This is a genomic window from Massilia mucilaginosa (assembly GCF_011682145.1).
Lineage (GTDB): Bacteria > Pseudomonadota > Gammaproteobacteria > Burkholderiales > Burkholderiaceae_D > Telluria_A > Telluria_A mucilaginosa.
Map to the genome: position 1 here is coordinate 35,417 of NZ_WHJH01000029.1, position 19,550 is coordinate 54,966.

Sequence of the window (19,550 nt, forward strand, 5' to 3'; positions counted from 1 at the left end):
CACCGCGGTACAGAAGCAAGCGTCCTCGTGACGCTTGCTTTTTTTTCGGGTTGTATTTGGCTTGACAGGCCGATGGACGGCTTGTTTAATATGCGCTGCGAATTTCCTTTCGCCGCAACTCTTAATGGGGCACAAGTGAACAAAACAGAATTGATCGAAGAAATCGCGAAGTCGGCGGACATCACCAAGGCCTCGGCCACGAGGGCGCTCGACGCCATGATCGATGCCGTCACCGCCAGCCTGCAAAAGAACGACAGCGTGACCCTGGTCGGCTTCGGCACCTTCTCGGTGGGCGAGCGCGCCGCGCGCACCGGCCGCAATCCGCGCACCAAGGAAGCGATCAAGATCGCGGCGGCGAAAGTTCCTAAATTTAAAGCTGGTAAAGCGCTAAAGGATGCAGTAAACTAATGTCCTTCGGTGAGGTGACAATCACCGGAAAATGTCAGAGGCACCTGGTGACACAGGTGTGCTTGCGGGGGTTTAGCTCAGTTGGTAGAGCAGCGCCCTTACAAGGCGCGGGTCGGGAGTTCGAGCCTCTCAGCCCCCACCAGAGCATGACATGCGGTACCCAGTGTTTTTTACGGGAGTGGTAGTTCAGTTGGTTAGAATACCGGCCTGTCACGTCGGGGGTCGCGGGTTCGAGTCCCGTCCGCTCCGCCAGCATATAGCAGTACGATGGTGCAGTCCCTGAACGGGGGGTGCGCCGGGGTTCAGGAATCGGCCATGCGCCGCTTCCATGGTTCGCAAACAAGGCGGCCGGGTCCTGGCAGTCCTGTCAAAAAAAGAAGAGGCGAACGAAAGTTCGCCTTTTTTTATATGTGCGTCTCAATCGCATTCAATCGCAATTTTATTTATCTCGAATTGGCAAACCATGTTTGAATTTATTCGTAATCACAAACGCTGGATCCAGGTCATGCTCGTGTTGCTGGCCGCCTCGTTCCTGGTCGTCGGTGGAATGGCCACCAACGAAAACACCGACAGTACCGTCGTCGTGGCGAATGTGAACGGCAAGAAGATCACGCAGCCCGAATGGGAAGAGGCGCAGCGCCAGCAGGTCGACCAATACCGCGCCATGATGGGCGCGCAGTTCGACCAGAAGCGCTTCGACACGCCTGAATTCAAGCGCGAAATCCTCGATAGCCTGATCGCGCAGCGCGCCCTCGAAGCGGAAATCGAACGCAGCCACCTGACCGTGGGCGACGATGTGCTGGTCAGCACCATTCAGCAGAACGATGAATTCAAAACCGCCGGCAAGTTCGATGTGGAAGTCTATAAAGCGGCGCTGCTCAACGCCCGCATGACGGCAGCCCAGTACGAGGCCAGCCTGCGCCGCGGTTTCGTGCAGCGCCAGCTGACCGGCACCGTGCAGGAATCCGCATTCCTGCCGCGCACGGTCGCCACGCGCATGTCGAACATCTTCGACGAAGAGCGCGAAGTCCAGGAACTGCTGTTCCCGGCCAGCGAGCAGCAGGCCCAGGTCAAGGTCACCGACGAGATGGTCAAGGCTTTCTACGACAAGAACGCCACCTTGTTCCAGGTGCCTGAAAAAGCGAAGATCGAATACGTCGTGCTCGACGCGGCCGCGGTCGAAGGCCTGGTCAGCGTGAGCGATGAAGAAGTCGCCGAGTTCTACAAAACCAACAAGGCACGCTTCACCACGCCGGAAGTGCGCCAGTACAGCCACATCCTGTTCAACGCCGCCAAGAGCGCCAGCGCTGCCGACAAGGCCGCCGCCAAAGCCAAGGCCGACGCGGTCCTGGCCGAGCTGCGCAAGGCGCCGGCGACGTTTGCCGATGTTGCCAAAACCAAGTCGCAGGACGTTGCGAGCGCGGAGCAGGGCGGCGATCTGGGCCAGGCCGAGAAGGGCAAGATGCTCAGTCCGGCGCTCGAAACCGCCGTGTTCAAGCTCAAGCAGGGCGACATCAGCGACGTCGTCGAATCGGAATTCGGTTACCACATCGTGACCGTCACCAAGCTGGTGCCGGAAACCATCAAGCCGTTCGACGAAGTCAAGGATGCGCTCGTTGCTGAAGTGAAGAAGCCGAAGATGTCGAAGAAGTATTCGGAACTGGCGCAAACCTTCACCGAAACCGTGTACGACCAGTCCGCCAGCCTGAAGCCGGTGGCCGACAAGCTGAAGCTGAAGATCGAAACGCTGGACAACGTCACGCGCACGCCAAATCCGGCGCTGGCCCAGTCGCCATTGAACAATGCCAAGTTCCTGAGCGCCGTGTTCTCGGACAGCGTCGTCAAGAACAAGCACAATACCGAAGCCATCGAAGTCAAGCCGAGCATGCTGGTCGCGGCCCGCATCGCGGAATATTCGCCGGCAAGCAAGCGTCCGCTGGCCGAAGTGCAGGACATCATCCGTATCCGCGTGGCCCAGCAGGAAGCGGCCAGCCTGGCCAAGAAAGCCGGCGAAGCCAAGATCGCCGCAGCCAAGGCCAGCGGCGACGCTGCCGGCTTCGGCGCGGCCAAGGTGGTCAGCCGTGCGACGCCGACGGCGGTCAACCAGGCTGCGCTGCCAGTGGTCCTGAAGGCCGACGCCAGCAAGCTGCCGGCGTATGTGGGGGTCGACATTCCTGGCGTCGGCTACGGTGTGTACCGCATCAACAAGGTATCGCAGCCAGCCAAGGTGGACGAGGTGCGCCGCACCGCCGAGCAGAAAGAGATCGCCGAACGCCTCGGCCAGGTCGAGATGCGCGCTTATGTCGATGCGCTGAAAGAAAAAGCCAAGGCCAAGGTCATCGTCAAGACCGAGGTTGCCGCAGCCGATACGAAAGAAGCTCCGGCAGTGAAGTAAGTTCGCTGTTCAGTCAGATGAAAACCCGGTCGCTTGCGCTGCCGGGTTTTTTTTCGTCCCGCGACACTTGGGCGGCCCGGACCCGCCGCCAGGCACCTTGGTCCGTATGCGACGGAAGGTCCATCGGCAAGTTGCACAGTTTGACGACTGACAAATGCCCAAAACGGGGGGCAGTCCGCAGCCGCCCCCCGTTTTCCTCATTCACCCGGATACGCCGGCCTCAGGCGCCGGCCGCGCGCCCGCTCACGGCGCCAGCACGAACGCCCGTGCGGCACTGCTGTCGTAGCCGCTCAGGCGCGACCAGCCGTCGGTGCCCGTGTGCGCCACATACAGCTGCTCGGTAAAGCCCGCCAGGCTGCACGCGTCGAGCAGGCTGCCGACCGTCGGCGGTGGGGCCGCCGGCGGCGACGGCGGTATCGCACCGGGCATGCCGGCAACGCTGGCCGCCGCTGTCGCCGCCAGGCTGTACTCCGGTGGCCACACCGTGCCCCGCTGCACATAGAAGCTGTAGCTGGCGAAGCGGTTCATCTGCAGCGCCAGGAAGGGCACGGCCACTGTCTGCGCCGACGCGGCGTAATGCATCACGCCGCACTCGTCGGCCGCCGTGCTGCCGCCCACGGCGGGCGCATCGATGCGGGCGAAGGTGGGGTTATTGTCCACCCGCACGGTCAGCACCATGCGGTTGAACGCCGCGTCGACCAGCCCGAGCAGGGCTGCATCCTGGGTCAGAATCGTGCCCGTCAGCGTGTCGGTGGCCGGCACGCGCCACTTGATGCCCAGCGCCTCGGGATCGACCATGGCGCCGGCGGCGTTGAACAGCTCGATCTTGATCTGCCACAAGCCGCCCTGGTCCGGCCCTGTCGCCACCCCGTTCAGGTCGAACGGCATGCCGGGCGCGACCGCCGTGGTGGGAATCACCGCGTTTTGCGTATCGAGCACAGCGTTCGGAATCGACCATTGGCCGGTTGGCGGCAGTGCCGGCGGAATTTCGTACAGATGCGCGCTGCTGCCGACCGTGCGCGGGCCCAGCGCGTACTGTTCAAGGATCAGGTCGCCACCGACTTCGCGCGTGTAGTGGCGGTTGATCGCCTCGACGCTGGGGCGCCACGACGACTCGTCCTCGCTCGCGCGCTTGTACGACACGCGATAGAAGGACACGCCCAGGTCGTTGCGCAGGGAACTGTCGAACTCAAGACGGGGGCGCAGCGAACCGCCCCATGGCGCACTGCCGTCGAGCAAGCCGCGCTGGGCCGGCTCGAAGCCGGCGCTGCCGATCCGGGTGCTGTCGTTGGCGCCGTGGATGCGCCAGACCGAGGTATTGCCGATGGCCATGAACAACACCCAGTTGTTGGGCGCCACCACGGGCGGGCAGGGCAGGCAGGCGCGCGCCAGCGGGTGGCTGGTGACGAGCGTGACTTCCGTGCCGCACGCATAGTTCCACCAGGTGTGGCACAGCACCGGTTTCGGCTCGTAGATCGTCACCGAAAAGCCAGGCCAGATGCGCTGGCGGGCGATGAAGTACAGATCGGGCTGGTCGAAGTTGAAGATCGAACGCCAGATCACGGCGCGGAAATGGCCGCACTCGTCGGTCGTCACGGTGGCGATCCTGGTTTTGCGCACCGCGAACGGGAACAGCCAGCAAAACAAGGGGCGCAGCAGCTCGAGGTGGGTCAGCACGGCACGCTCGAAGACAGGGCGCGACGCCCGTGCGGCCAGTATCAGGTCGGCCGGCAGCGCTAGCGCACTCAGCGCTGGGGTTTGCTCGAAGGCAAGCGGCTCGGCGTGCTGCATGGCGTGTGCCTGCAGCTGGCGCGGCGGCAGCGGCTGCGGGTTCAGGGCCACGCTCAGCAGCGGATCTTCCAGTTCGGTGGCCAGGAAGGGCTCGGGCGGGCGCGGGGGAATTGGCAGGCGCAGCGGTGGCCAGGGGCCGTCGACGATGTCGCGCAGGCGGTCGATCTCAAGCTGGGGCAGTGTGGCGATGATGATCGGCCACGGGTCGACTTCGTAGACCTCGACGCTGGCATGGCATACCGGCAGGTTCAGCACGACACCGCCGGACACGACGCGCTTGAGCAGCGTGCCGTTGACCACGCACAGGCGTCCGATCCAGCGGCGCCAGCGGTCCGGGCCGAGCTCGAAGAGCACCGGGGCCACGCGCTCCGTGGTCGGGCGCACCGGCACATGGCGGTCGATGCCGCCGCGCCGCAGCAGTTCGCCAACGTCCAGCACGTCCTTGTCCAGTTCGGGCCCGAGCACGACGCGCACCAGTTGACCTTCCGCTCCCACCGGGACCGTGAGCCGCGCGCGGCCCTCCTTGTCGAGCGGCTGCGTGTCGAGCAAGGTTCCGCCCTGGCTGAACGCATAGCCGACGATGGCGGGGAGCTGGTCCGGGCGTTCGGTGATGGTGGCCTGCACTTCCAGCGTGACGCTGCGCTCCTGGGCTTGTTTCGTTGACATCTTGGCTCCTTTGTTGTTGGTATGAGCTTGAAAAGTAGACCTGCCGGCCAGTGAGCGCTACCGGCGATGTCATGAAAACCATGATAAATAACTGCAGATCTGATAGGTACGGCCAGCCGCGGGGGCGTCGCGCTGTGGCAAAATGCGCCACTGGCTACGCAGGGTAGCTGGCCGGACTGAGGAAACAGATGCAAAAGATGATGTCGGAACTGAGCCGTTTGTACCTTCCCGCAGGCGCCTTGTCGCCGGACCTGCTCGCGCAGCGCCGCGCCGGGCACAGCGCCCTTGCCATCGAGCTGGCCGACGGCGGCATGACGCGTGCGGTGGTGATCCCGTTTCGCAAACTGCCGGGCGCGGGAGAGGCGCAGCATTGGGCGCAGCTGTGCGTGGTGGCGAATGCCTTGCAGGCCGAACTCGGTTTTCCCGCCCCGGCGGTGAGCATTTCGGGTTCGAACGGCTATTACTTGTGGATGTCGCTGGAAGCGCCAACGCCGATCGCGCAGGTGCGCACCTTGCTGGAACTGATCCGCAAGGCCTACGTGCCCGAGATGGCGCCGTTTGCCGATGCGGCCGGCGCGGCGGTGGAATTGCCGCCTTGCCTGGACCCGCGCACCGGCAAGTGGGCCGCGTTCATCGATGCGGGCCTGGGCGCAGCGTTCGCCGAGGAATCGGGGCTGGAGATGGCGCCGCCGCTGGCGGCCCAGGCCGCCTTACTGGAGCGCCTGGAGCGCATCGGCGCCGCGCAGTTCCAGCAGGCGCTTGACGTGCTCGGGCCCGCGCATGGCGCGCCGGCGGCCAGGAGCGCGCCTGCTGTCGCAAGCGCGCCGGAGGGCTTGTTGCTGCGCGACGCCACCCTGGAAGATATCGTGCGCTTCCTGCATGCGAAAAAGATTGAGCCGACATTTCGGCATCTGATCTCTTGAAAGCCCGCTCCGGGGTGGCATATCAGTGATGCTTGGGGCCACCTCGATCCAAGCCGGGAACCGCGCTATTTCAAGAGCCCTCTACTTAACTGGCGCACCAGCAGGCTCATCATTCCGGCCAGCGGAGCAAACAGCACAACAAGGGCGAAGGGCGCCAGGGTAAAGGAATGCTTCAGAAAATCGAATCCCCGGACGTTGTAAATAGTCAGATTGACCATAACCACATAGATGGTGTTCCAGAATAGGCCGGCCGCCATTCCCAAAAACAATGTGCCGAGTTTCGATGCGTGGGTAAATCGGACGGCGAGCAAATACCCGGTCGCCGAGGCGATGGCGACGGCTGGCAAACGCCTGACAGCTTCCGACATCATTGTGGCTGCGGGATCCCGGTTGGTGATGTCGGGAACCTCGACCAGCGCGAATATCAGTGCAGGCACCACCGCGAACACGGCCGCGCCGATCCAGCGCACGCCCGCCGCCTTGGGTATCTCTTCAGCAAAGGCCGCTGCGGGGGGCTTGTAAGGAGAGGTCATCTTGTTGATGGCCGATTTACAGCCTCGACCTGACCATGCAAGTATGCATCAATCGCGCACCAGAGCGCGGACGCGTTAGGCAGCCTGTTCCGTGCGGCCAGCCCGGAGCCGAGCGGATAGATCGTGGCTCCTTCTTTCTCAACGACAAAACCCAACATGCCAATCCAACCCTCCGGAATGAACCACCATCCGGCGCCTTCGATCGCATGGTCGAGATCGCAATCAAGCGGACGTTCCAGGTACGCTGACAACGCCGCGAGGGCGGAATCGTAGGACTGCCGGGCCGCCGCTCCCGCGACGCCATATGCGCCGTGCAGTGCATGCTGCTCAAGAAGCCGGCGCTCGTTCTCATCGAACTCCCGCATTCGTTCAACAGCCCGCGCTTCGCAGGCTGGGTGCAACCCGTGTCTGCCGCACCCGCTGCAAACGCCGGGGCCGAAGAGCTCGACATCCCGGTGAGTCAGATATTGTTCGTGCAACGGTAACTCTCCAAAAGAACTTTCCGCACCGTGCGATCAGACGGCATGCAAACGCTGCGCCGCCGCCATAAAATCGGCTTCGCCAATATCGTCCAGCGCCACCACCTCGGCCTTGCCGACCTGGATGAAATTGCGGTCGATCGAGCGCAGGTAGGCCGGGTCGTAGTGCGACGCCAGCAGTTCGTCCACCAGCACCGGCATCTGCCCGCCGCTGGCCAGTGCGTGCCAGCTGTCGATCTTGTCGCGCCCGTGCAGCTGCGCCAGGCAGTCGAGCTGGGTATTGAGCGTGTCGGGGCTGTTGGTGAAATGCTCGTAATCCTCCATCAGCAGCCGCACCCGGTTCGGGCGCGACAAGGTCAGGGATACGCACGGCGATTGCCGCATCTTGTTCATCAGCGCGTCCGGCACGCGCAACTGGCCGACCTTTTTACTTTCGGATTCGACGAACACCGGCCGCGCCGGATCGAAGTTGCGCAGCTTGTCCCAGATCGTCGTCTCGAACATTTTTTGCGATGGCTGTGGCTTGCTCGGCAAATTGCCCAGCACCGAACCGCGGTGCGCGGCCAGCTGTTCCAGGTCCAGCACCTGCGCGCCGATCGAGTCGAGCACCTGCAGCAGGCGGCTCTTGCCGCTGCCGGTGGTGCCGCAAATGACCCTCAATTCGGGCAGGGGCGGCTCCAGCAGCGCCGCGCTGACGTAGGCGCGATAGGCTTTATAGCCGCCGTCGAGCTGCACCGCCGGCCAGCCGATCTTGGCCAGGATCAGCGCCATCGAACCGCTGCGGTTGCCGCCGCGCCAGCAGTAAATCAAGGGACGCCATTCCTTCGGCTTGTCAATGAACAAAGTCTCGATATGGCGCGCGATGTTCTTGGCCACCAGCGCCGCGCCGACCTTTTTCGCTTCGAACGCGTTGATCTGTTTGTACATGGTGCCGACCCGCACCCGCTCCGCGTCGCTCAGCACCGGGCAGTTGATGGCGCCGGGAAGATGGTCGAGCGCGAACTCGGACTCGCTGCGCGCGTCGATGATGCAGTCGAACTGGTCGAGTTGCGGCAGCAGGTCCGCAAAATTCTCAAGGGCGGGATATTTCATCGTCATTTCACCAATGGCAGGATGTGCGGCCAGATAGTCGCCAGGATGATCGGATGCGCATTCGCGGCCGGATGCAGGCGGTCCGGCTGGAACAGGGGCGGCTTGTCGGCCACGCCCTCGAGCATGAACGGCACCAGCCCCGTCTTGTATTTGGTCGAGAGCGACTTGTACATACCGAAAAAGCTGTCGGTGTATTGACGTCCGTAGTTGGGCGGAATGCGCATGCCGACCAGCAGCACGCGCGCCTTGTTCTTCTGCGCCAGCTCGATCATGGTGCGCATGTTCGCTTCGGCGGCCGGCACCTGCAGGCCGCGCAGGCCGTCGTTGGCGCCCAGTTCGATGACCACCACGTCCGGCTTGTGCCTGGTGAGCAGGGCCGGCAGGCGCGCGCGGCCGCCGCTGGTGGTCTCGCCGCTGATGCTGGCGTTGACGATGGACGCCTCGATTTTTTCGGCCTTGAGTTTTTGCTCCATCAGCGCGACCCAGCCGTCGCCGCGATTGAGTCCATACTCGGCCGACAAGCTGTCGCCCAGCACAAGCACGGTTTTTGGTGCAGAATAGGCGCTCGCCGAGGCGGCCATCATCAGCAGCCCGCAAACAGACCATTTTTTGAGATAAACAAGCATGCGTGACATTCCTGATTCTTCCAATCGTTACGTAAGTGACCATGCAAAGGCGCCCGCGGCGATCGAGGTGATCGGCCTGTCGAAGCGCGTGGCCGATGCCAGCGGCGAACTGACCATTCTGCACAGCGTCGATTTTACAGTGCAACCGGCCGAGACGCTCGCGATCGTGGGCGCGTCCGGTTCGGGCAAGTCGACTTTGCTCGGACTGCTCGCGGGTCTGGACACGCCATCGACCGGCAAGGTGATCCTGGCCGGGGACGACATCTTCGCGCTCGACGAAGATGGCCGCGCCAGTCTGCGCAAGGCCAAGCTGGGTTTCGTGTTCCAGTCGTTTCAGTTACTGGCGCATTTGAACGCGCTCGAAAACGTGATGCTGCCGATGGAGCTGCGCGGCGAAAGCGATGCGAAGGAAAAGGCGGCGGCCATGCTGGGACGGGTAGGGCTGTCGAGCCGCTTGAAGCATTATCCGAAGTTTTTGTCGGGCGGCGAGCAGCAGCGCGTGGCCCTGGCGCGCGCGTTCGTGACCGAGCCGCCGTTGCTGTTTGCCGACGAACCGACCGGCAGCCTGGATGCGGCGACCGGCGAGGCGGTGATTCAGCTGATGTTCGAATTGAACCGCGAGCGCGGTTCGACCCTGGTGCTGGTGACGCACGACCCGTCGATTGCGGCGCGTTGTGGGCGGACGATCACGATTGCGGGTGGACGGCTGGTTTAGCGGTTTCCCGTTAGCCACAATCTTATGAGCCGTCTCTCCCGCCAAGGGTGCCGCCGAGGCCGGGAGAGACGGGTCATGCTGTCGTGACTTTCGGTTGAGTACACTTAACGCGCCAGCGCGTTCAGCACCGCCCTTGCCGCCAGCGGCAATTCGCCCGCCGTCAACCCAATCGGCCCGCTCCCTTGCGCCACCAGCCGGTCGGCCGCCGCGCCGTGCACCCACACCGCGCCGATAGCCGCCTCCCACGGCTGCCAGCCCTGCGCCAGCAAACTGCCGCAGATCCCCGCCAGCACATCGCCGCTGCCCGCTGTGGCCAGTCCCGCATTCCCGGTCGGATTGATCACCACCGAGCCGGCGGCATTGGCAATCACCGTGCCCGACCCCTTCAGCACCACCACCGCGTTCAAGCGCGACGCCAGTTCGCGCGCGGCGGCCAGCCGGTCGCCCTGGACCACCGCGCTGGTCACGCCCAGCAGCCGCGCCGCCTCCAGCGGATGCGGCGTCACAATCGCGCTGGCCTCGCGCTGCGCCAGCCGTCCCTGCAAGTCAGGACTGTCGGCGATCAGATTGAGCGCGTCGGCATCGAGCACCAGTGCCGCCTTGCCTTCGAGCGCCTTGAACAGCACCCGCATCGCGGTCACCGAGTCGCCCATGCCCGGACCGATTACCAGCGTGGCGTCGCCGCTGTCGAATTCCTGCGCGTCGCGCAGCATGATCTCGGGCTGCACGAAATCGACCGCGCCTGCCGGCTCGATGGCCGCCACGAACACCCGTCCGGCGCCGGTAAACAGCGCCCCGCGCGCCGCCATCAGCGGTGCGCCCGCCATGCCCTTGGCCCCGCCGATCACCGCCACGTCGCCGAAACTGCCTTTGTGGCTGTTGTGCCGGCGCGGCGCCAGGTGGCGCGCAAACAGCGCCGGCTCGTTCAAACGCGCCCCGGCGGGCGGGCGCTGGCCCGGATCGATGCCCAGTGGCGCCAACTGCACCTGGCCCGCGTAATCGCGTCCTTCAAATGTATGCAGTCCCGGCTTGTCGCCGATGAAGGTGATCGTGCGCGTGGCCTGGATCGCCACGCCATCGGGGCCGATCACGGCGCCGGTATCGGCATCGAGTCCGCTCGGTACATCGAGCGCCAGCAGCGGCCGCCCGAGCCCATTGATGGACTCGACCAGCGCGCGCATGTCGCCGTCGAGCGGGCGCGCCAGGCCAATGCCGAACAAGCCGTCGACGATCAGGCTCCAGTCGCGTCCGAGCGGCAGGCTGTCGACAAACTGCGCCTTGCTGGCGCGGGCCCTGGCCAGCGCCCTGGCCGTCTCGGGCGAGGGAGCCACTGAACCGGGCAAATACAGCACCGTCACGTCGGCGTCAAGATCGGTCTCGGCGCCCGCCAGGTTGGCCGCTACTTCGAGCGCGTCGCCGCCGTTGTTGCCCGGCCCCGCCAGGAGCAGGACCTTGCGCCCGGCCAGCATGGCACGCGCGGCGCTGGCGGCCGCTTCGCCGGCGCGCTGCATCAGCGTGCCGGCCGGCAGAGTTTGCGCCATGGTGTGTTCGATACTGCGGATTTCGGCGACGCTGTACAGTGATTTCATCTTGACTCCGTTGCAAAGGCGCTAATATTGCGCCAATTTCAATACACGCTGACTAAAATTTCGGGATGGGCACTACAATATGCGCCATCCCAAACACATTTAAGGATGGCACATGGATTGGCAATTCTGGATCGATCGCGGCGGCACATTTACCGACATCGTGGCGCGCCGGCCTGACGGCAGCCTGGTGACCCATAAATTGTTGTCCGAAAATCCGGAGCAGTACAGCGACGCCGCCGTTGCCGGCATCCGCCATCTGCTTGGCCTGCAGAGCGATGCGCCGATGCCGGTCGATGCCATCGAGGCCGTCAAGATGGGCACCACCGTCGCCACCAACGCCCTGCTCGAACGCAAAGGCGAGCGCACGGCGCTGGCCATCACGCGTGGCTTTCGCGACGCGCTGCGCATAGCGTATCAGAACCGGCCAAAATTGTTCGATCGGCATATCGTGCTACCGGAACTGCTGTACAGCCATGTGGTGGAAATCGACGAACGGATCGGCGCCCACGGCGAGGTGCTCACCACGCTCGACGACGACGCCACCCGCGCCGCCCTGCAAACCGCCTACGACGACGGCGCCCGTTCGCTGGCCATCGTCTTCATGCACGGCTACCGCTACACCGCCCACGAAGCGGCCTGCGCGCGCATCGCCCGCGCCATCGGCTTTAGCCAGGTGTCGGTCTCGCACGAAGTGAGCCCGATGATGAAGCTCGTCGCGCGCGGCGACACCACCGTCGTCGACGCCTATCTGTCGCCGATCCTGCGCCGCTACGTCGACCAGGTGGCCGCCGAAATGCCGGGCGTGAACCTGCAGTTCATGCAGTCGAACGGCGGCCTGACCGACGCCCGCGCCTTCCAGGGCAAGGACAGCATCCTGTCCGGCCCCGCCGGCGGCATTGTCGGCATGGCGCGCGCCAGCCAGCTGGCCGGCTTCGACAAAGTGATCGGCTTCGACATGGGCGGCACCTCGACCGACGTGTCGCACTTTTCGGGCGAATTCGAACGCGTGTTCGAAACCCAGGTCGCGGGCGTGCGCATGCGCGCCCCGATGATGAGCATTCACACGGTCGCCGCCGGCGGCGGCTCGCTGCTGCATTTCGACGGCAGCCGCTATCGCGTCGGTCCCGACAGCGCCGGCGCCAATCCGGGCCCCGCCAGCTACCGGCGCGGCGGCCCGCTCGCGGTCACCGACTGCAACGTCATGCTGGGCAAAATCCAGCCGGCGCATTTTCCGCGCCTGTTCGGGCCGGAGGCCAACCAGCCGCTCGATCCGGAACGCGTGCGCGCCCAGTTCCTCGCCATGGCGCAGCAAGTCGGCGCCGCCACCGGCGTCACGCCGGCGCCGGAGCAGGTGGCCGAAGGCTTCATCCAGATCGCGGTCGGCAACATGGCCAACGCGATCAAGCAGATCTCGGTGCAGCGCGGCCACGACGTGACCGAGTACGCCCTCACCAGTTTCGGCGGCGCCGGCGGGCAGCATGCCTGCCTGGTGGCCGACGCCCTCGGCATGAAAACCGTATTCGTGCATTCGCTGGCCGGCGTGCTGTCGGCCTACGGCATGGGCCTGGCCGACCAGCGCGCCATGCGCGAGCGCGCGGTCGAACTGCGCCTGGCGGATACCACGCCCGACATGCTGGACGGCTACCTCACGGCGCTGGGCGATGGCTTGAGCAAAGAGCTGACCCACCAGGGCGTGGCCGCTGCGCGTATTCGGCTGGTGCGGCGCGTGCACCTGCGCTACGAAGGCACCGATTCGGCCATCATCGTCCTGTTCGATAATCCCGAACGCATGAAGAACCAGTTCGAAGCGGCCTACAAAAAGCGCTTCTCGTTCCTGATGCCGTCCAAGGCGATGGTGGTCGAGGCGGTGTCGGTGGAAGCCATCGGCGCCTCCGACGCCCCGGCCGAGAGCCTGGCCGTGCAAGCGACGCGCGAAGGCCCGCTCAAGGCGCGCGAGACGGTGCGCATGTTCGGCGCCGATTCGTGGCACAACACGGGCCTGTACAGGCGCGCCGACATGCGGCCGGGCGATGTGATCAAGGGCCCGGCCATCGTCGCCGAGGACAACGCCACCACCGTGGTGGAACTGGGCTGGCAGGCCAGGGTCACGCCGCACAACCACCTGGTGCTGACGCGGATCGAAGCGATGCCCGAGCGGCGCGCCATCGGCACCACGGCCGATCCGGTGATGCTGGAGATTTTCAATAACCTGTTCATGTCGATCGCCGAGCAAATGGGCCTGCGCCTGCAGAACACCGCGTACTCGGTCAACATCAAGGAACGGCTGGACTTCAGCTGCGCCATTTTCGATGCTTGCGGCAACCTGATCGCCAACGCCCCGCACATGCCGGTGCATCTGGGCTCGATGGGCGAGTCGATCAAGACCGTCATGACCGAAAACGCGGGCAAGATGCGTCCGGGCGACGTCTTCATGCTCAACGACCCTTACCACGGCGGCACCCACCTGCCGGATGTCACGGTGATCACGCCGGTGTTCGACGAGGCCGGCGCGGCGATCCTGTTCTACGTCGGCTCGCGCGGCCACCATGCCGACATCGGCGGCACCACGCCGGGGTCCATGCCGCCGGACTCGGTCTTCATCGAGCAGGAAGGCGTGTTGATCGATAACTTCAAGCTGGTCGACGGCGTCGACGGCCTGCTGCGCGATGCCGAAGCGCGCGCGCTGCTCTCCGGCGCGCGCTATCCGGCGCGCAATCCCGACCAGAACATGGCCGACCTGCGCGCGCAGGTGGCCGCCAACCAGAAGGGCGTGGACGAACTGCGCAAGATGGTCGCGCACTTCGGCCTGGCCGTGGTGCAGGCCTACATGGGCCACGTGCAGGACAACGCCGAAGAAGCGGTGCGGCGCGTGATCGGGGCGCTCAAGGACGGCGACTTCACCACGCAGCTCGATAACGGCGCGCAGATCCAGGTGGCGATCCGGGTCGACCAGGCCGCGCGCAGCGCCACCATCGACTTTAGCGGCACCTCGCCGCAACTGGCCAACAACTTCAATGCGCCGTCGGCGGTGTGCATGGCGGCGGTGCTGTACGTGTTCCGCACCCTGGTGGACGATGAAATTCCGCTCAACGCCGGCTGCCTGAAACCGCTCAAGGTGCTCATTCCACCGGGCTCGATGCTCAATCCGCACTATCCGGCGTCGGTCGTGTCGGGCAATGTGGAAACCTCGACCTGCATCACCAACACGCTGTACGGCGCGCTCGGGGTCATGGCCGCGTCGCAGGGCACGATGAACAACTTCACCTTCGGCAACGCCAGATACCAGTATTACGAGACGATTTCGGGCGGCTCCGGCGCCGGGGAGGGCTTCGACGGCACCGACGTGGTCCAGACCAACATGACCAATTCGCGCCTGACCGACCCGGAAATCCTGGAATTCCGTTTCCCGGTGCGGCTCGAGAGCTACGAGATCCGGCACGGATCGGGCGGCGCGGGGCGCTGGCACGGCGGTAACGGCGGGGTGCGCAAGGTGCGCTTCCTGGAGCCGATGACGGCGGCGATCCTGTCGAACAACCGCATCCATGCGCCGTTCGGCATGGCCGGCGGCAGCCCGGGCGCGTGCGGGATCAACAGCGTGGTGCGGGCCGACGGCAGCGTTGAACTGCTCGCCCACATCGGCAAAACCGAGATGGCGGCAGGCGACCTGTTCGTGATCGAAACCCCCGGCGGCGGCGGATTTGGCGATTTGTGCTCCAAAATTTTGTGAAATTGGCTACACTTGTGGCTTGGTACACAATTTGGTGTCAGATCAATAAGGGTTAGATTTTGGAATCACATGAGCAAAACGGACCTCGGCGTGTCGAGCCGAGCCTGACACCCGACGATGCAACGTTCGACCCGGCGCCTCCCGCACCTCCCGCGAAGAAGCCGATGCCGTCCTTGCTGCCCGACGAACCCTCGGGTCCGCCGGTGCTGTCGGGGATCCTGCAGGAACCAAAACCGCCTGCGGGCAACTGGATCGGCACGGCGGTGGCGTGGGGCGGTGGCGCGCTCGCGCTGGCGGCCTTGATCGGCGGCGGATTGTGGTTCAATTCCCAACGCAAGCTTGACAACGCCATGCAGGTCGTGGCGATGAGCGCCCAGGCCGATTCGGCGGCGCGGGCCAAACCGGTGGCCAAGCCGCCGCCGAAGGCTACCGTCGCCCTGACAGCGACCGGACCGGCGCCGGACTACACCTCGCCGCCGCCGGGCACCATCACGCCCGCGCCTGAAACGGTGCCGCCGCTGGTCGTCCTGCCGCCCGAGCCCGAGACAACGGCGGTCAAAAAGCCGCTTGAGCCGGTGCCGGTGCCTGTGGCGAAAGCGGCGCCCGTGCCGAAACCCGTACCCAAGCCCGTGCATCCGCTCGCCACTTCCGTGACCAAAAAGACGCCTGCGGCCAAACCTGTGGTCAAGGCCAAGCCCAAGGCGCCCGTGCTTGCCGCGAAAAAGCCGGTGGTCAGGGCAAAAGCACCTGTCGCAGCGGCCAGGCCGGGCGCGAAGAAAAGCGTCGCGGCGGCGCCGGCCAAGGTAGGCGTGAAGAAAAAACCGGTCGCCGCCGCGCCGGCCAAACCGGGCGTCAAGCCGAAAGTGGCGCCCAAGCCAGGGGCCAAGCCGGCCACCAAGGCCAAGCCGGTGCCTGCCAAAGTGGCGGCCCGGCAAGAACCAGCGTTCAAGCTGCACACGCCCGCCGGCGCCAAGCCGTGCAAGAGCGGAGGGCTGGCGCGCGAGTGCTGAAGCGCTGCCGGCATGCTGCGGCAAAGTCTTGCTAAGCCAGCGCTAAGTGCCGCGCGCTACACTGGGCTAAATGGTGGACGACGTTCCTCGGACTCGTTCTTCTGCCTCACGGCTGAACTGGCGCCGGAAGTTGATGTCCGACTCTCCGCGCCCGGTTCAACCGGGAGGTATTTTTTTGCCTGCTTTCAGGCCTGCACGAGTAGTTGCTGCGAGTAGAATGCCTGCTCAACCCGACTCGCCCATGCAAACCTTCATGCCGACCCAGCCCATCCTGATCCGAAATTTTTTTCAACCCGACGACGAATATGACGACCTGCTCGTCATTCATGAGGGTGCGGCGCGCGCCATGGACCCACCGCTGGTCCAGGTTGGGGGAGCGTTCCGGGACGACGGCCGCGGTGGCCTGATCGCCGCCGCCTCGGCCGGCGAGGGCGCGTGCGGCTACATCAACGCCACCGGCGACTGGCTGGTGGCGCCCGATCTGGACGAGGCGCGTGCCTTCAGCGACGATGGCCTGTCGCGCTTCCGCAAGAACGGCCTCTGGGGCTACATGAACTTGCTTGGCCAGTGCGTCGTCGCCCCGGTGCATGAGGCGGTAGGCGCATTTACGCACGGGCTGGCGGCGGTGAAAGTGTCGGCGAACGCATGGCGCTACATCGATACGCGCGGCGAGTTCGCTTTCGACGGCAGCTTCGCCGACGCCGGGCAATTCGCCGCGAATGGCCTGGCGGCGGTGCGCGTGGGCAAGCGAGACAAGACTGGCTACATCGGCCGCGACGGCCAGTGGGTCATCGCTCCCCAGTTTCACGAGGCGCTCGGATTTTCCGTCCACGGCGTCGCGCCGGCGGCGAGCGCGCCCAAAATGTTCGGCCTGATCGACACGGCAGGCAACTGGATTGTGCAGCCGCGCCATGACCGCATCGACGAATTCAACGCTGACGGCCTGGCATTTTGCCTTCAGAAAGGCTTTGAATTCGGTTATCTGGATGCCAGCGGCAAGCATGTGCTCAAGGATCAGTCCTACCACCTGTCCACGACGATGAGCTGTGGAATCGTCAAGTATGGCGAAAAGACTTACTTCAAGGCGGATGGGAGCGAGCTCAACACGGAGTACGTGTATTGGGGAACGGATTTCACCGAGCACGGTTTTGCCATCGGCCACGGATCCGATGCTGCGGAAAATCCCACCGCAATCGATGATGGCTCCCTGCTATGGGGCCTCGTGCGCACCGACGGCGTGTTCCTGCCGGCGCCGAAGGAGGCCATCGAAGTATTGTCGTCCGAGGGCTCGCTCTGGCTCCCGGAGTCGAATACGCCGCTGGCGCCGTTCCTTGCCCGGGATGGCGTGGTGCTGCTCGACCGCGACGCGCGCGTGGCTTACCGCTGGCGGCGCGAGCAAAGCGACGCGGGCCAGTTCGCCGCGCTCTACGATCAGGCGGGACGTTTGGTGTGGCAAGGCCGCCCCCGCGCGGAGGTGACCATGCCGGCGGTCTTCTTTGCAGCCGCTCCGGACACCTTCCTGGACGAACTCGATTCGCGTGCCGCTTTCCCCGACCTGGTCCGGGACATGCTGGCCGAGACCATGCAAAAACTTCAGCGCCATGCGAGCGACGCGCAATTCGACGTCTGGGCCGCCGCGCAGCACGACGGCGATGACGAGGACGAGGACGACGAGGATGACGGTGACGATAACGACAAGCACGACCGCGCCACCTGTTACGGCCCCTCGACCGTGCGCCGGATATTTCGCAGCTACCTCGACGAAGGCGTGAACGGCGAATATCAGTTTTTGAGCGGCATGCGCGGCCAAGCGCAGGACGCCATCTATGCCGATTTCGCGGCGCAGCTGGCGGCGCAGTTCGGCCCCGGCGATCCTGCCCCTGATCACGTCTGCCTTCGCGGCTTGTGCCGGGAACAAGGCTGGGCGTTCGACTTGCCGGCCGCACTGGCGGGTACGGATGGCGCGAAGGAATCGAATCGTGTCTGGCTCGTTCTCGCCACCTTTGGCGACTGGGGCGATGGCGACGACTGGGACGAGGTGTGGTTAAGCTGCTCGCCATCGAGCGAGACGCTGGAGGCGGCCGATGCCGCGCGCGGGCTGCTCGCGGAACCCGGCGGCGCGCAGGAAGAAGACGACGAGGACGAGGACGAGGACGAGCCATCGTATTTCGACGGTATCGACTTGCCCGCCTTTGTCAAAAGCCACGCCATCGCCATTTCCGAGGTCCCCGACGCGCTGATCGACGAGGCCTTGGCCGACATCGCCGTCGACGCCCATGCGGATGCCCTCGGGTGGATACCGGCGCGCTTCCAGACGCCTGCGCGGCTTGAGGCATTGATACGCAAGGGCGCCGACGTCGCCTGCGACATCCCGGAGCGTTGCATGACTGCCGAGGGCCTGGCATTGGCGCGTGCCCTGTATGCCGACGACCGGCGATGGAATGAGCGCGACGATACCTGCTCGACGCCGATCTCCGAGTGGTACCACGGCTGCCTGTATCAGTTCTGGGGCTGCCTGCTGGACAACGCGCTGTGCATCCGCGCGCTCAAGGCCGGAGCCAGCCTGCGCGGGATTCCCTTATGGCTGCGCACGTCCGAGATCGAGGCGCTGGCACTGGAACTGGATATCACCAATCTTGCCTACGTGCGCAAGGAGATGATCACGCAGGCGCTGGCCGAACGCGCCGTGTGCGCGAGCTACCCGCCCATGCTTCCGTTCATTCCGGCGCACCTGGTCACGCACGCCTTATGCCTGCTTTCGGTCCAGCACGACGGGGAAACGCTGGAATTCGTACCGCCCGCACTGCGCGACGTCGACATCTACCTGGCCGCATTGCGGCAAAACGACGCCGCCCTGGCCTGGGTACCGGCCGAGCTGCACGAGGATATCTGCACGCGCCTGATCGAGGCCGGCCAGCCCCTTGCGCACAGCGCCTGGCACGGCACGCGCGCCTGGACCCGCCTCTGGGCAGGCGATTTCCAGGGCGCCCTCGACGACGCCGTCCTGGCAACACCTCATCTGAAGTATCCCGTGAATGGCCACTACGTCATGGCCGCGGCGTGGGAAGCGCTGGGGCGCCCGTTGGAAGCGGCGTTCGAAGCGGCCACCGTTCTGTCCTGCGATCGCGACTACACGCCGGAATTCGGCGTGCCCGACGATGTGTCATGGCTCGCCACGCGCTGCCAGGAAACGCTCGCCACGGCGGACGACCACGCCTTATTGAAAGGCATGCAATCGCACCCGCGCGCCTTGTCGGCGCTGCCGCACAAGCGCATTACCCGCGCCATGGTGGACGCTGCCGTGGCCGCGCTGCCGCGCGCGGTCGACTACGTCCCCAAAAAGCTGATGACGTCCGAGCTGTACGCGATCGCCGTGCGCGAAAGCTATATGCCGCTGGATAAGATCCCGCGCAAGTATTTGAACGAGGAGGTCTGCCTGGCCTTGGTGAGCAAAGAGGGCATGGAACTCGACAAGCTCCCGCCGGAACTGCGCACCGTCGCCGTCTGCGTGGCGGCGGTGCGGGAGTTGGGGTACATGCGTGCCTCGGTGCCGCCCGCGCTCTACGAACAGGTTGAACTTGCCGCCGGAGTCTGAG

At 65.0% G+C, this 19,550-nt stretch carries 13 protein-coding genes and 2 tRNA genes; 9 read left to right on the top strand and 6 right to left on the bottom strand.

Going from position 1 to position 19,550, the window contains the following annotated elements; all coding sequences use genetic code 11:
* Positions 1–90 precede the first annotated feature (90 nt).
* The 4 genes from F2P45_RS20940 (at position 91) to F2P45_RS20955 (ending at position 2,803) form a co-directional block, all read left to right on the top strand.
* Complete coding sequence (locus tag F2P45_RS20940) at positions 91–408, top strand: HU family DNA-binding protein (protein WP_166879595.1); 318 nt, start codon at positions 91–93, stop codon at positions 406–408.
* A gap of 66 nt (positions 409–474) precedes the next feature.
* Positions 475–550, top strand: a tRNA-Val gene (locus tag F2P45_RS20945).
* A gap of 33 nt (positions 551–583) precedes the next feature.
* Positions 584–660: transfer RNA gene (locus tag F2P45_RS20950), tRNA-Asp, on the top strand.
* Positions 661–871: 211 nt separating this feature from the next.
* Complete coding sequence (locus F2P45_RS20955) at positions 872–2,803, top strand: SurA N-terminal domain-containing protein (protein ID WP_166879499.1); 1,932 nt, start codon at positions 872–874, stop codon at positions 2,801–2,803.
* Positions 2,804–3,046: 243 nt separating this feature from the next.
* Here the strand turns inward: F2P45_RS20955 and F2P45_RS20960 are convergent, their stop codons facing one another.
* On the bottom strand, positions 3,047–5,260 hold the full coding sequence (locus F2P45_RS20960; protein WP_166879501.1) for a hypothetical protein: 2,214 nt from the start codon (positions 5,258–5,260) through the stop codon (positions 3,047–3,049).
* Between the two features lie 188 nt (positions 5,261–5,448).
* Here F2P45_RS20960 and F2P45_RS20965 point away from each other — a divergent pair, with 188 nt between their 5' ends.
* Positions 5,449–6,183: a hypothetical protein gene (locus F2P45_RS20965; RefSeq protein ID WP_166879504.1), complete on the top strand. Its 735-nt coding sequence runs from the start codon at positions 5,449–5,451 to the stop codon at positions 6,181–6,183.
* 65 nt (positions 6,184–6,248) lie between these two features.
* Here the strand turns inward: F2P45_RS20965 and F2P45_RS20970 are convergent, their stop codons facing one another.
* The 4 genes from F2P45_RS20970 to F2P45_RS20985 are packed head-to-tail and all read right to left on the bottom strand — an operon-like array spanning position 6,249 to position 8,913.
* On the bottom strand, positions 6,249–6,716 hold the full coding sequence (locus F2P45_RS20970; RefSeq protein ID WP_166879507.1) for a hypothetical protein: 468 nt from the start codon (positions 6,714–6,716) through the stop codon (positions 6,249–6,251).
* Positions 6,713–7,195 carry a hypothetical protein gene (locus F2P45_RS20975; RefSeq protein ID WP_166879510.1) on the bottom strand — a complete coding sequence of 161 codons (483 nt, stop codon included), beginning with the start codon at positions 7,193–7,195 and terminating at the stop codon, positions 6,713–6,715. Before F2P45_RS20975 ends, F2P45_RS20970 begins: the two co-directional genes overlap by 4 nt.
* Positions 7,196–7,231: 36 nt before the next feature.
* Positions 7,232–8,287 carry a tRNA 2-selenouridine(34) synthase MnmH gene (mnmH, locus tag F2P45_RS20980; protein WP_166879512.1) on the bottom strand — a complete coding sequence of 352 codons (1,056 nt, stop codon included), beginning with the start codon at positions 8,285–8,287 and terminating at the stop codon, positions 7,232–7,234.
* Between the two features lie 2 nt (positions 8,288–8,289).
* Positions 8,290–8,913 (bottom strand): arylesterase, encoded by a 624-nt coding sequence (locus F2P45_RS20985; protein WP_166879514.1) that lies wholly within the window; start codon positions 8,911–8,913, stop codon positions 8,290–8,292.
* On the opposite strand from F2P45_RS20985, the gene F2P45_RS20990 reads away from it, so the two are divergent.
* A complete protein-coding gene (locus F2P45_RS20990; RefSeq protein WP_166879515.1) occupies positions 8,912–9,628 on the top strand; it encodes an ABC transporter ATP-binding protein in 717 nt (238 codons plus the stop codon). The genes F2P45_RS20985 and F2P45_RS20990 overlap by 2 nt on opposite strands.
* A 104-nt stretch (positions 9,629–9,732) precedes the next feature.
* On the opposite strand, the gene F2P45_RS20995 is transcribed toward F2P45_RS20990, so the two are convergent.
* Entirely contained in the window at positions 9,733–11,217 is a 1,485-nt protein-coding gene (locus F2P45_RS20995; protein ID WP_166879517.1) for an NAD(P)H-hydrate dehydratase, read from the bottom strand.
* 112 nt (positions 11,218–11,329) lie between these two features.
* Here F2P45_RS20995 and F2P45_RS21000 point away from each other — a divergent pair, with 112 nt between their 5' ends.
* From F2P45_RS21000 to F2P45_RS21010, 3 genes are all read left to right on the top strand, one after another.
* A complete protein-coding gene (locus tag F2P45_RS21000) occupies positions 11,330–14,944 on the top strand; it encodes a hydantoinase B/oxoprolinase family protein (RefSeq protein ID WP_166879519.1) in 3,615 nt (1,204 codons plus the stop codon).
* Positions 14,945–15,108: 164 nt separating this feature from the next.
* The gene (locus tag F2P45_RS21005) at positions 15,109–15,954 is read left to right on the top strand and encodes a hypothetical protein (RefSeq protein WP_166879522.1); all 846 of its coding nucleotides are present in this window, start codon (positions 15,109–15,111) and stop codon (positions 15,952–15,954) included.
* Positions 15,955–16,195: 241 nt separating this feature from the next.
* Complete coding sequence (locus F2P45_RS21010; RefSeq protein WP_166879525.1) at positions 16,196–19,549, top strand: WG repeat-containing protein; 3,354 nt, start codon at positions 16,196–16,198, stop codon at positions 19,547–19,549.
* Position 19,550: the final 1 nt, after the last annotated feature.

Excerpts from the sequence above, each read along its gene's own strand:
- F2P45_RS20940 (WP_166879595.1), top strand. The coding sequence starts at position 91 with ATGCGCTGCGAATTTCCTTTCGCCGCAACTCTTAATGGGGCACAAGTG.
- F2P45_RS20955 (WP_166879499.1), top strand. The coding sequence starts at position 872 with ATGTTTGAATTTATTCGTAATCACAAACGCTGGATCCAGGTCATGCTC.
- F2P45_RS20960 (WP_166879501.1), bottom strand. The coding sequence starts at position 5,260 with ATGTCAACGAAACAAGCCCAGGAGCGCAGCGTCACGCTGGAAGTGCAG.
- F2P45_RS20965 (WP_166879504.1), top strand. The coding sequence starts at position 5,449 with ATGCAAAAGATGATGTCGGAACTGAGCCGTTTGTACCTTCCCGCAGGC.
- F2P45_RS20970 (WP_166879507.1), bottom strand. The coding sequence starts at position 6,716 with ATGACCTCTCCTTACAAGCCCCCCGCAGCGGCCTTTGCTGAAGAGATA.
- mnmH (WP_166879512.1), bottom strand. The coding sequence starts at position 8,287 with ATGAAATATCCCGCCCTTGAGAATTTTGCGGACCTGCTGCCGCAACTC.
- F2P45_RS20990 (WP_166879515.1), top strand. The coding sequence starts at position 8,912 with ATGCGTGACATTCCTGATTCTTCCAATCGTTACGTAAGTGACCATGCA.
- F2P45_RS20985 (WP_166879514.1), bottom strand. The coding sequence starts at position 8,913 with ATGCTTGTTTATCTCAAAAAATGGTCTGTTTGCGGGCTGCTGATGATG.
- F2P45_RS20995 (WP_166879517.1), bottom strand. The coding sequence starts at position 11,217 with ATGAAATCACTGTACAGCGTCGCCGAAATCCGCAGTATCGAACACACC.
- F2P45_RS21000 (WP_166879519.1), top strand. The coding sequence starts at position 11,330 with ATGGATTGGCAATTCTGGATCGATCGCGGCGGCACATTTACCGACATC.
- F2P45_RS21005 (WP_166879522.1), top strand. The coding sequence starts at position 15,109 with ATGCCGTCCTTGCTGCCCGACGAACCCTCGGGTCCGCCGGTGCTGTCG.
- F2P45_RS21010 (WP_166879525.1), top strand. The coding sequence starts at position 16,196 with ATGCAAACCTTCATGCCGACCCAGCCCATCCTGATCCGAAATTTTTTT.